Here is a 12,029-nt window from a genome sequence, read left to right as displayed (position 1 = left end):
CGTCAGGGGCTAGGTGGTAAACGTGTCGCTCGAGGGTTTCTGGGACTGGCTGTCCCAGCGTGACTGGCTGCTGAGCCATCTCAACACTCCGATGGAGTGGTTCGCCTTCGCATCGATCCCGCTGTTCACCGCTGTCATCGGCTGGCTGATCAACTGGACCGGCCTGATCATGCTCTTCTACCCGGTGAACTTCCACGGCTTCAAGGTCCCGGGCATGCAGGACATCGCGCGCCTGCTGCCACACAAGATCCAGGAGGTGCCGGGCATCCTCCAGGGCGGCCTGGGCTGGCAGGGCATCGTCCCCGCCCGCGCCGCCAAGATGGGCTCGATCGCCGTCGACAAGGCGATCGCCAAGCTGGGCACGCCGGCCGAGTTCTACCAGCAGCTCGAGCCGGAGAAGATCGCCGAGCACATCGTCACGATGTTCGAGCCGGACATCCCGCTGATCGTCGAGCAGGTCATGCTCGCCAACAACCCGGCGTTCTGGCGCGACCTGCCGGCCGCCGGCAAGCGCGCGATCATCGCGCGGGTGCAGTCGCAGCTGCCGTCGGTGGTCAACTCGATCACCGACGAGATCGGCGTGCACATCGACCAGCTGCTCGACCCCAAGATCATGGTCATCGACCACTTCCGGAAGAACCCCGGCCTGGTCATCAAGGTCTTCAAGGACATCGGCCAGCGCGAGCTCAACCTGATGGTCGCCTTCGGCTTCCTCTTCGGGTTCATCCTCGGCATCCCCGTCGCCTTCATCGACCACTGGTTCCACACCTGGTGGATGCTGCCCGTCCTCGGCATCGGCGTCGGCTGGATCACCAACGCCCTCGGCATGTGGCTGATCTTCGAGCCGACCGAGCCCACGCGCTACTTCGGCATCAAGTTCCACGGCCTCTTCCTGCGCCGCCAGGACCAGGCCGCCGAGGTCTACGCGACGATCATCGCCGACGACGTCATCACCCTCGAGCGCATCGGCGACTTCCTGATGGACGGTCCCCGCGGCGACCGCACCCGTCAGATGCTGGCCACCGCGATGATGCCGGCCATCGACCGGGCTGCCGGCCCGGTGCGCGGTGCGGCCCGGATCGCCATCGGTGTCCGCGCCTACGACTCGATCAAGGCCGGCTTCGCGGCAGAGGCGGTGGGTCGAACGATCACGCCGTTCAAGGACCCCGAGTTCTCACGCCAGCAGTCGGGCAAGATCCGCACGCTGATCGCCGCCCGCACCAAGGAGCTCCCGTCCCGTGACTTCGTCGAGATGATGCGCTCGGCGATCAAGGAAGACGAGTGGATGCTCTACGCTCATGGCGCGATCATGGGCGCCGCGGGCGGCTTCATTCACTACGGGATCTTCAAGGCGATGGGTGTGTCGTGAGCAACAACCTTCCTGAGCGGGCGCCCTCGAGCGAGCTCGCCTCGCCGAAGATGGACGCCCTGCCCGGACTGGTCCGGCTCGCGGCCACCTCGTGGCTGCGCACGGCGGAGTGGAGCGTCGTCGCCGGCGTGAGGACCACCCGCAAGGTGCTCTCCGTCGCGACCAACCCCGCCAGCGCGCTGGACCTGGTCGCGGGGGTGGCGCAGGCCGGCTCGATCTTCGGTGACGTCGCCAAGGCCGTCGGCAGTGGCGTCTCCCTGCCGCAGGCCGTCATCCAGGTGAGCGCCTCGCTCGGCAGCTCCAACGGCTCGCACGCCGCGCTCGCGCCGTCGACCTCCTCGGCTGCACGCCGTGAGCTCGAGATGCAGGCGTCGCTCCGGGAGCAGGGCCAGGCGCTGCTCGCGCGTTCGCGCGACGTGTGGAACAACGAGCAGGGCCATCCGGCGTACGCCCGGATCCTGTCGGAGATGGCGCCCGACGAGGGCCGCATCCTCCTGCTGCTCCTGCGCGGCGGTCCGCAGCCCGCGGTCGACGTCCGCACCGGTGGCGCGATCGGCATGGTCAGCTCCCAGCTGATCGCGCCGGGCCTGAACATGATCGGCCCGCGTGCCGGCGTGCGCTACCTCGACCAGGTGCCGTCGTACCTCAACAACCTGTTCCGCCTGGGCCTGATCTGGTTCTCGCGCGAGCAGCTGCGCGACCCGCTCGAGTACCAGGTCGTCGAGGCGCAGCCCGACGTGCTGGCCGCGATGCACTCCGTGCGCTCGCACAAGGTGGTCCGCCGCTCGATCCACCTCACGCCGTTCGGCGAGGACTTCTGCCGCACCTGCCTGCTCGAGCCTGACGAGGACACCTCGAAGCTCCCCGAGCACCAGGCTCCGCAGGACCTCGACTGACCCGGCGTTCTCCGACGACACGTGCGCCCCGGCTGCTCGCAGCCGGGGCGCACGTGTGTGAGCACTACTTGATGAAGGCGTAGAGCGCAGAGTGCGCGACCTCCGTGCCTCCGGCGCTGAGCCGGAGCATCGCCTGGTGGTCGCCCTTCGCGGCTCCCCGGGCCGCCACCATCCTGACGGTCACCGTGGCGCTCGCGCCGGGTGCCAGCGAGACGGAGGCGGGGCTCCCCGAGAAGGTGACGCCGCTGCCCGTCGTGGAGTCGACCGCGAGGCTGTACGTCGCCGCGGAGCCGCCCAGGTTGGTCACCGTGACCGTGCGGGTCAGCGTGGTGCCCGAGCCGGCAGCGGTCGAGCCGAAGCTCGTGCTCACCGGGCCGAGGGCGACCGTGGCTCCGACCGCGCTCAGCAGGTCCTCCCGGCCGGCACCGACCACGTTCACGTCGTCGACCACGGACGTGCCCGTCGCCGAGTCCTTCAGCACGCCCTGGTCTGCCGTGTTGACGATCGCCGAGCGGACCGCGGCAGCCGACCACGACGGGTGCGCCCCGATCACGACGGCGGCGGATCCGGCGAGGTGCGGCGTCGCCATCGAGGTGCCCTGGAAGAAGGCCCAGCACGGCGGGGTGTCGCAGAAGGACGCCGGGATCGAGCTCAGCACGTTGACGCCGGGAGCCACGACATCCGGCTTGACGCGGAAGTCGGCGTCGGTCGGTCCCTGGCTCGAGAACCCGGCCATGATGTCGACGTTCGTGCTGGAGATGTACGACGTGGTGGCGCCGATGGTGCCGGAGGCCCCATCGGCTGCCGCGAGCGCGGCGCGGTCGGCCAGCGAGGCCATGTACGCCGGAATGGTCGGCTGGTCGGCGGTGCCGTCCTGGCCCATCGAGACCGGGTCGCCGGCCACGTTGTTGACCACGACCGCTGCGGCAGCTCCTGCGGCCTGGGCCGTGCGGATCTTCACCGAGAACGCGCAGCCGCCACGCGACAGGACCGCGATCTTCCCGGCGAGCGAGCCTGCCGGGAGCGCCGAGCACGCGTCGCCGAGACCGCCGATCGAACCGGTCACCACGCCGATCGGCGCGGTCAGGTCGGTCGAGACCGTCGCGAAGTCGCCGGCTGCCAGGCCGGTCGAGCCGCCGCCGAAGCTGAACGGCGAGCCCACGAAGTGCGGCACCGTCGAGGCGCCAGCCGTCAGCGCACGCTGGGCCGACCCGGGAGACTCCACCGTGTAGTGGCCGGGGCCGCTGTTGCCGGCGGCGACGGCGACGACCATGTTGGCGCGGTCCAGGTCGTCGATCGCGACCGTGAGCAGGTCGTCGATGCCGGAGGCGCTGCCGCCGAGGCTCATGTTCGCGACGTCCATCCCGTCGGTGTAGGCCTGCTCGAGGGCGTCGAGGATGTCCTCGCTGCGGGCGTCGTCGACGGCAGCGGGGAAGATGTTGTAGTTGCCGAGCTGGGCCGCGGGCGCGACGCCCGAGACGCCGTAGGGGATGGTGACGCCGTTGACGTCGGCCGGGGTGTCGAGGTCGCACGCGACCGTGCCGGCGACGTGCGTGCCGTGCTCCTGCATCGCCGCGGGCGTGTAGCCCATCACCTTGGCCTTGTTGTTGAAGACCCGCGCCACGATCACCTTGTTGTTGGTGAAGTGGGTGTCGCCGAGCTGGCGGGTCGCTGGGAACCCGGCGTCGTCGAAGCAGGGGTGCGACACGTCGATGCCGGTGTCGACGATCGCGACCTTCACGCCGCGACCGGCGCCGGCCGACCCGCCTACCTGGCTCGCCTGCCACGCGGACTGCGCGGAGATGATCGACAGGTCGGGGTCGTGGTCGTCGGTGGGGCGGTAGGTCCCCTGGAGCTGCACGGCGCGGACGCCCGGGGCGCCTGCCAGCGTGCTCACCGGGGTGCCGTTGAGGCGGACCGCGACGGCGTTGAGGGCGATGTCGTACTCGCCGGTGACGCGGACGGCCGGGGCATGGGCGCGCAGCCACTGCTTGAACGCAGCGCGCTGCGACGCCAGCTGTGCGCGCTCGTTGCGCACGGCGCTGCTGCCGAAGTCGATCCGGTGACCTCCCGAGGGCCGGGTGCGCACGGAGGTGCTGAGCGGGTCGCCGGCGAGCTGGACGATCGCGCGCGACCGGTCCGGGGACGCGACGGCGGTGCTGTCGCCTCCCGTGCTGCCCGGTGGGTCCGCCTGCTGTGTGCTCGCTCCGGCCGGCGCGAGCGTGATCGCGAGGGCTGCGGCCGTGGACGCGAGAACGGCGACGGGAATGCGGTACTGCGGTGACATCGGTCCTCCAGAGGGGTGGTGAACAGTCCGATGGCCGGCAAGGGGCACCAGAGACCACGTCCCGAGGGTGAGGGGGCGTGCTCCAGGAGACCCTGTGCTTCGCCGGTCGTTGACAGCATGCACCCCTGCGGGCCTCGCCGAGAAGGGTGAACCGGGCGGAAGGAGCCGGAGGCACGGGCAGCCGCCGAGCGTGACCCACGCAACACCGTGGGCAAAAGTTGAGTGGAACAGACTCAACTCTTGGTGCGTTGTGGAACATGACATCCGGCCCTGTTGACCTCCGCCGCAGACCGGACATGATCGGTAAGCCACGACTCAAGGAGCGCCCATGAGCACTTTCGGAGCCGACACGTTCACCACCCGTAGCCGGGAGGCGATCGAGTCCGCACAGCTCGCCGCCACGACGGCGGGCAACTCGACCTTCGAGCCCGCACACCTCCTCGCCGCGCTGCTGCGGGACCCGGAGGGCACTGCGCGCACCCTGGTCGCCAAGGCCGGCGTCGACGGCGCCGCCCTCTCCGCCCAGGCCGACCGCCTGGTCGCGGACCTGCCCCGCGCCACTGGGTCGACGGTCCAGCAGCCGACTGCCTCCGCGTCCCTGACCCGGGTCCTCGGCAGCGCCATCGACCTGGCCAGCAGCATGAAGGACGACTACGTCGCGACCGAGCACCTCCTGATCGCACTGGCGACGGTGGAGAGCTCCGCGAAGAAGGTCCTCACCGACTCCGGCCTGACCGCCGACGGCCTGCGCGACAGCCTCACCGCGGTCCGCGGCAACCGGCGCGTCACGAGCCAGGACGCGGAGTCGACCTACGAGTCGCTGGAGAAGTTCTCCATCGACCTGACCAAGGCCGCGGCCGAGGGCAAGGTCGACCCGGTGATCGGCCGTGACGCCGAGATCCGTCGCGTCATCCAGGTGCTGTCGCGGCGCACCAAGAACAACCCGGTCCTGATCGGCGAGCCCGGCGTCGGCAAGACGGCCGTCGTCGAGGGCCTCGCGCAGCGCGTGGTCGCCGGCGACGTGCCCGACAGCCTCAAGGGCCGTCGCGTGCTCTCCCTCGACCTCGCCGCGATGGTCGCCGGCGCGAAGTACCGCGGCGAGTTCGAGGAGCGCCTCAAGGCCGTCCTCGAGGAGATCAAGGACGCCGGGGGCCAGGTCGTCACGTTCATCGACGAGCTGCACACCGTCGTCGGCGCAGGTGCGGGCGGCGACAGCCAGATGGACGCGGGCAACATGCTCAAGCCGATGCTCGCGCGCGGTGAGCTGCACATGATCGGCGCCACCACGCTCGACGAGTACCGCGAGTCGATCGAGAAGGACCCTGCGCTCGAGCGCCGCTTCCAGCAGGTCTACGTCGGCGAGCCCAGCGTCGAGGACACGATCCAGATCCTGCGGGGCATCCAGGAGAAGTACGAGGCCCACCACGGCGTCCGCATCACCGACGCCGCGCTGGTGGCGGCGGCGACCCTCTCCGACCGCTACATCACCGGCCGGCAGCTCCCCGACAAGGCGATCGACCTCATCGACGAGGCCGCGTCCCGCCTGCGCATGGAGATCGAGTCCTCGCCCGAGGAGATCGACCAGCTCCGCCGCGCCGTGGACCGCCTCAAGATGGAGGAGTTCGCGCTCGCCAAGGAGTCCGACGCCGCATCGAAGGAGCGGCTCGCCAACCTGCGTGCCGACCTCGCCGACCGCGAGGAGGAGCTGCGTGGGCTGGAGGCGCGCTGGGAGGCCGAGAAGGCGAGCCTCGAGGGCGAGGGTGAGCTGCGGCGCCAGCTCGACCAGCTGCGCATCGAGGCCGAGCGGCTGCAGCGCGACGGCGAGCTGGCCAAGGCCAGCGAGATCCTCTACGGCCAGATCCCGGCGCTCGAGGCGCAGATCAAGGCCGTCGAGGCGGTCGAGGCCGCGCCGGTCGAGAAGCTCGTGGGCGAGGAGGTCGGCGCCGAGCAGATCGCCGACGTCGTCGAGGCCTGGACGGGCATCCCGACCGGACGCATGCTCCAGGGCGAGACCGCCCGACTGCTCGAGATGGAGACGGAGATCGGCAAGCGCCTGATCGGGCAGGAGCAGGCTGTGCGCGCGGTCAGCGACGCCGTACGCCGGTCGCGGGCGGGCATCGCCGACCCCAACCGGCCGACCGGCTCCTTCCTCTTCCTCGGCCCCACGGGTACCGGCAAGACAGAGCTGGCCAAGTCGCTGGCGGACTTCCTCTTCGACGACGAGCGGGCGATCGTCCGCATCGACATGAGCGAGTACGCCGAGAAGCACAGCGTCGCGCGCCTCGTCGGCGCCCCTCCGGGCTACGTCGGCTACGACGAGGGCGGCCAGCTGACCGAGGCGGTCCGCCGTCGTCCGTACAGCGTCGTGCTGCTCGACGAGGTGGAGAAGGCCCACCCCGAGGTCTTCGACATCCTGCTGCAGGTGCTCGACGACGGTCGGCTCACCGACGGGCAGGGCCGCACGGTCGACTTCCGCAACACGCTGCTGATCCTCACGTCCAACCTCGGCTCGCCGTTCCTGGTCGACCCGACGCTGAGCGAGGAGGTGAAGCGCGAGTCGGTCATGGGCGTCGTCCGCAGCCACTTCAAGCCCGAGTTCCTCAACCGTCTCGACGAGGTGGTCATGTTCGAGGCCCTCAGCCAGGAGCAGCTGACCCACATCGTCGACCTGCAGCTGGACCTGCTCACCAGGCGCCTCGCCGTCCGCCGGATCCACCTGGAGGTCACCGAGGCGGCCAAGGAGTGGCTGGCGGCGACCGGCTACGACCCGGCGTACGGCGCCCGGCCGCTGCGCCGGCTCGTGCAGACGGCGATCGGCGACCCGCTCGCGCGGATGCTGATCTCCGGCGAGGTCAACGACGGCGGCACAGTCCTCGTCGACCGCACGGCGGGCGAGGAGGACGCGGGCTTGTCGCTCACCGCCACAATGTCCGCATGAGCGAGAAGTCGACCGCGGCCCGGCCGCCCCAGGTCACCGTCGCCGGATGGGTCACCATCCTGTCGTCGGCGTTCCTGGTGGCCGGCATGTTCGATGCCGTGATCAGGCTGCGGTCGATCGAGAGCCAGGAGCGGATCAAGGAGTCGCTGTCGGAGCCTCCCTTCGACGGGCTCGGCATGGGCGTCGACGGTGTGCAGCAGGTGCTGCACACCGTCTTCGTCGTGGCCGGCGGCCTGGGGGCGGCGGCGTGCGTCCTGGGCTGGTTCGTGCTGCAGCGCCACAAGCAGTCACGGCTCGCGCTCTCCATCGTCGCGGTCCCGCTGTTCGTGTCCGGTCTCTTCTCCGGTTCCGTCGCCGCCTCGCTCGTCGCGGTCTCGGCGATGCTGCTGTGGTCGGGGCCGGCACGCGACTGGTTTGCCGGGCGGCCGGTGCGGCAGCCGACGTTCCTCCTTCAGCCCCCGCGGTCACCGGGTGGGGCGCAGCCGCCGGTCCCGCCGGTGCCGCCTGCGCCGCCCGCGCCCTCGTCGCGGGTCGAGGCCCCGCACCTGCCTCCGGTCCCGCCGGGCGTGGCCTCCGACGTCCCCCCGCCGTACGCCGGCTACGGGCTGGCCCGTGGGTCCGCGGCGTACGCGCCGGTCGAGGGCCGTCCGCCGGCGCTGCTCGCGGCGGCCGTTCTCACCTGGATCGGCACCTCGGTGGTGCTGGCCGTCCTGGCGTTCGCGGTCCACACCGTTCTCACCGACGACACCGTCGTGCGCGAGGCCATCGCGAAGGCGAAGGAGTGGCAGCCGGAGGCGGGGGCGACCGCCACCGTCGCGCAGGTCCGTGTCGCCGCTGTCGTCGGATGCGCGGTCTTCGGCCTCTGGGCGCTCGGCGCCGCGGTGCTCGCCGTCCTCGTCATGCGACGTGTCGCCTGGGCCCGGTCGGTGCTCGTGGTCTCGTCGATCGCGAGCGGCATGCTGTCGTCGTTCGGCATCGCTGCGATCTTCCCGGTCGTCACCGCTGTGGCGGGCCTGGTCACGGCCTACCTGCTGCTGCGGCCGGAGGTGGCTCGCTGGGTGTCCCGCCACTGACTTCCCGCCTCAGCGGGTGAGGTCGGCTGCCCCGAGCCGGCGCAGGCCCTCCTCGAGCACGGCCGGCTCCTTGCAGAATGCCCACCGCACCAGCTGCTCCCCGTCGCGCGAGCCGGTGGCGTAGAAGCCCTGCAGCGGGATCGCCACCACGCCGGCCCGCTCGGGCAGGGCGAGACAGAACTCCAGTCCATCAGACCAGCCGAGCCGCCGGATGTCGCTGACGGCGAAGTAGGTGCCCTCGGGCCTGCGGGTCGGCAGGCCGAGGGCGTCGAGCCCGTCGCAGAGCAGGTCGCGCCGCGCCTCGAGGTCCCGCGCCAGCGCAGCGGGCCAGTCCTGCGCGTGCTCCAGGGCCCAGGCCACCGCCGGCTGCAACGGTGCCCCGCTGGTGAAGCTGAGCCACTGCTTCGCTCCCAGCACGGCCGAGACCAGCTCGGCCGGGCCGGTGGCCCAGCCGACCTTCCACCCGGTCAGGCTGAACGACTTGCCGACGCTCGACAGGGTGAGCGTCCGCTCGGCCATCCCCGGCAGGGTCGCCAGGGGGACGTGCTCGTGGCCGGTGTAGACGAGGTGCTCGTAGACCTCGTCGGTGACCACCACCAGGTCGTGCTCGACCGCGACGCGGGCGAGCAGCTCGAGCTCCTCCCGGTTCAGCACGGTGCCGGTCGGGTTGTGGGGGGTGTTGACGAGCAGGACCTTCGTACGCCGCGTGATCGCAGCCCGGAGGTCATCAGGATCGAGACGGAAGTCGGGTGCGCGGAGCGGCACTCCCTTCAGCACGCCGCCGGCGAAGGCCGTCATCGCGGCGTAGGAGTCGTAGAAGGGCTCCAGGGCGACGACCTCGTCACCGGGGTCGACGAGGCCCAGCAGGGCGCCGGCGATCGCCTCGGTCGCGCCTGTCGTCACGACGACCTCGGTCTCCGGGTCGACCGTGATGCCGTAGTGCGCCCACTGGTGGGCCGCGATGGCGCGACGGAGACCGGCGGTGCCGACGCCGGGGGAGTACTGGTTGTGGCCACTCCGCAACGCCGCGACGGCCTGGTCGACCACGCTCGCGGGGCCGTCGGTGTCAGGGAACCCCTGGCCGAGGTTGACCGCTCCCGTGGCGGTGGCGAGCGCCGACATGCGGCTGAAGACCGTCGGAGGTATCGCGGCGACGCGTGCCGACGTACGACTGCGGCGGGGCTGGGGGCGGAACCCGGAGAGGCGGCGCAGGGCCATGCCCCGAGCCTAGTCAGACGGTGGTACGGGCGTGGCGCTTGTGCTTCCACCACTCGTAGGCGACCGGGATCACCGAGAAGGCCAGGATCACGATGATCGCCTTGTCGATGTTCTCGCCCAGGCCCGGGAACGCCGCACCGAGGAAGTAGCCCAGCAGCACGATCGAGAGCACCCAGAGTGCAGCGCCGACGAGGCTCCACGTGATGAAGCGCCGGCGCTCCATCTGGGAGACGCCCGCGACGACGGTGACATAGGTCCGGACGAACGGCACGAAGCGGCCGATGACGAGGGCCTTGTTGCCGTGCTTCTCGAAGAAGGCGTGCGTCTGGTCGAAGTACTTCTTCTTCAGGATCCGGCCCTCGCGCTCGTACAGGGGCGTGCCGATCGCCCGGCCGATCTCGTAGCCGGCGATGTTCCCGGCGATGCCGGCGGCCGTGAAGAGCGCGAGCGCGACGAGGAGGTCGAGGGCCTCCGGGCCCGGCACGACGTCGATCTTGTCTCCGGCGATGAAGAGCCCCATCGCGAACAGCAGCGTGTCACCGGGGAGGAACGGGAAGAAGAGCCCGCACTCCACGAAGACGATCACGAGGCTGATCCAGAAGAACGCACCCCCGAACTCGTTGAGCCACCACTCGGGGTCCATCCAGCTCATGCCCAGCAGGAAGGGCATCATCACGGGGTGCGCAGTCACGAGGGCACACTAGTCGGCATGCCCGAATCACGTGCTCCCTACGACCCGATGCCGCACGGGCCGGAGGAGGTCGGGCTCGGGCCGTGGGAGGGGGAGTGGCCGACCGGCCCGCAGTGGGACCCCGAGCTGTTGCGCGACGGCGACCGGCGCAACGTCGTCGACCGCTACCGCTACTGGACGCTGGAGGCGATCCGCGCCGACCTGGACACCCGGCGCCACACCTTCCACGTCGCCATCGAGAACTGGCAGCACGACTTCAACATCGGCACGATCGTGCGGTCGGCCAACGCGTTCCTCGCTGCCGAGGTGCACATCGTCGGCCGCAAGCGCTGGAACCGCCGTGGTGCCATGGTCACCGACCGGTACCAGCACATCCGGCACCACGCGGATGCGGAGGAGCTCGCGGCGTACCTGCACGGGCTGCCGTCGCCGGTCCGCCTGCTCGGCATCGACAACCTGCCCGGGTCCTCCCACCTGGAGACCATGGAGATCCCGCGGGAGGTCTGCTTCCTCTTCGGCCAGGAGGGCCCCGGGCTGTCGCCGGCTGCGCGGGAGGTCTGCGACGGGACCTTCTCGATCGCACAGTTCGGCTCGACGCGCTCGATCAACGCGTCGGCCGCGGCCGCGATCGCCATGCACTCCTGGATCCGGACGTACGCCGACCTCGGCGCTGTCGACGGCGGGGTCTGGCGCGGCTGAGGCCAGAGCCGGCGCTGCCGTCAGCCGAAGTAGCGACCCCACGGCGCGAGGCCGTCGCGGGCGACCGAGCCCAGCACCAGGGCGATCGCGGCGAGCACGACGAGGGCGGCGAGGAGGACTGTGGCGTCTCCGAGCACCTTCACCCACCCGGTCGTGACGGCGGCCGCGGACCGCGCCGCGACGGCCGCCACGATGGCGAGGACCGAGACGGAGAGGCTCACGATCAGGGCGTCGCCCGTCGGGCCGTGCACGGGCGAGAACCGGGAGACGAGTCCGACCGCGAGCATCGCGATCTGCTGCCAGCCCCCGAGCAGCACGGCGACGACGAAGGTGAAGCTGGCGAGGGCGATCGCCTCCGGAGATGTCTTCATGGCCGGAATCTACGCCGTGTGGCGTGCGCCGCACGGTCGATCGTGGCCGTCGCTTCCGGCGTACGGAAGACTGGGCGCATGCCCAAGCCGCTGATCGCCGTCTTCGCCGTGTTCCTGCTCCTCTTCGGGGCCGTCTTCGGCTTCATGGTGGGCGCCAACAAGAGCTCGGCGCAGTGGAAGCAGACGCAGGCGTCGGTGAGCGGCCAGACCGCGAGCTTCGAGGGGCCGACCTGGACCGCGAAGATCGCCACCTCGGTGCCGTGGTTCGACACCGACGGCACGTTCCACGCGGGTGGCTGGCCCACCTGCCTCACCGAGCACTCGACCAACGGATTCATCTACGTCGCACCGCACGGCATCGACGTCGACGGTCACACCGTCCGGCCGGTGTACGCGGTCGACTGCCGCCACTGACACCGATTCCCCCTGCCGCTCCGAGGTGTCGGGCGTCTACTGTCGTCGAAGCAGCACACGGGTGGCTGCGGCG

The 12,029-nt window shown here is 70.8% G+C and carries 10 protein-coding genes; 6 read left to right on the top strand and 4 right to left on the bottom strand.

What is annotated here, in order from left to right; translation table 11 throughout:
* Positions 1-22 precede the first annotated feature (22 nt).
* Together Q5722_RS06135 and Q5722_RS06130 are read left to right on the top strand one after the other, a co-directional pair.
* Positions 23-1,369, top strand: coding sequence for a DUF445 domain-containing protein (locus tag Q5722_RS06135; protein ID WP_305027324.1), 1,347 nt, complete (start codon positions 23-25; stop codon positions 1,367-1,369).
* On the top strand, positions 1,366-2,265 hold the full coding sequence (locus Q5722_RS06130; RefSeq protein WP_305027323.1) for an Abi-alpha family protein: 900 nt from the start codon (positions 1,366-1,368) through the stop codon (positions 2,263-2,265). The genes Q5722_RS06135 and Q5722_RS06130 overlap by 4 nt, the downstream gene beginning before the upstream one ends.
* A 64-nt stretch (positions 2,266-2,329) precedes the next feature.
* Here Q5722_RS06130 and Q5722_RS06125 read toward each other — a convergent pair whose 3' ends face one another.
* Complete coding sequence (locus Q5722_RS06125; RefSeq protein ID WP_305027322.1) at positions 2,330-4,552, bottom strand: S8 family serine peptidase; 2,223 nt, start codon at positions 4,550-4,552, stop codon at positions 2,330-2,332.
* A gap of 328 nt (positions 4,553-4,880) precedes the next feature.
* Here Q5722_RS06125 and clpB point away from each other — a divergent pair, with 328 nt between their 5' ends.
* Both clpB and Q5722_RS06115 read left to right on the top strand, forming a co-directional pair.
* Positions 4,881-7,490 (top strand): ATP-dependent chaperone ClpB, encoded by a 2,610-nt coding sequence (gene clpB, locus Q5722_RS06120; protein WP_305027321.1) that lies wholly within the window; start codon positions 4,881-4,883, stop codon positions 7,488-7,490.
* Positions 7,487-8,563 (top strand): hypothetical protein, encoded by a 1,077-nt coding sequence (locus Q5722_RS06115; protein WP_305027320.1) that lies wholly within the window; start codon positions 7,487-7,489, stop codon positions 8,561-8,563. Before clpB ends, Q5722_RS06115 begins: the two co-directional genes overlap by 4 nt.
* Positions 8,564-8,572: 9 nt before the next feature.
* Here Q5722_RS06115 and Q5722_RS06110 read toward each other — a convergent pair whose 3' ends face one another.
* Together Q5722_RS06110 and Q5722_RS06105 are read right to left on the bottom strand one after the other, a co-directional pair.
* Positions 8,573-9,781 carry a pyridoxal phosphate-dependent aminotransferase gene (locus Q5722_RS06110; protein ID WP_305027319.1) on the bottom strand — a complete coding sequence of 403 codons (1,209 nt, stop codon included), beginning with the start codon at positions 9,779-9,781 and terminating at the stop codon, positions 8,573-8,575.
* A gap of 13 nt (positions 9,782-9,794) precedes the next feature.
* On the bottom strand, positions 9,795-10,472 hold the full coding sequence (locus Q5722_RS06105; RefSeq protein ID WP_305027318.1) for a DedA family protein: 678 nt from the start codon (positions 10,470-10,472) through the stop codon (positions 9,795-9,797).
* Between the two features lie 18 nt (positions 10,473-10,490).
* Here Q5722_RS06105 and Q5722_RS06100 point away from each other — a divergent pair, with 18 nt between their 5' ends.
* Entirely contained in the window at positions 10,491-11,171 is a 681-nt protein-coding gene (locus Q5722_RS06100) for a TrmH family RNA methyltransferase (RefSeq protein ID WP_305027317.1), read from the top strand.
* A 20-nt stretch (positions 11,172-11,191) separates the two neighbouring features.
* Here Q5722_RS06100 and Q5722_RS06095 read toward each other — a convergent pair whose 3' ends face one another.
* Positions 11,192-11,542 (bottom strand): hypothetical protein, encoded by a 351-nt coding sequence (locus tag Q5722_RS06095; protein WP_305027316.1) that lies wholly within the window; start codon positions 11,540-11,542, stop codon positions 11,192-11,194.
* A 78-nt stretch (positions 11,543-11,620) separates the two neighbouring features.
* On the opposite strand from Q5722_RS06095, the gene Q5722_RS06090 reads away from it, so the two are divergent.
* Positions 11,621-11,956 (top strand): hypothetical protein, encoded by a 336-nt coding sequence (locus tag Q5722_RS06090; RefSeq protein ID WP_305027315.1) that lies wholly within the window; start codon positions 11,621-11,623, stop codon positions 11,954-11,956.
* Positions 11,957-12,029: the final 73 nt, after the last annotated feature.

Source organism: Nocardioides jiangxiensis, assembly GCF_030580915.1.
Taxonomy (GTDB): domain Bacteria; phylum Actinomycetota; class Actinomycetes; order Propionibacteriales; family Nocardioidaceae; genus Nocardioides; species Nocardioides jiangxiensis.
This window is presented reverse-complemented; position numbering and strand designations above follow the sequence as displayed.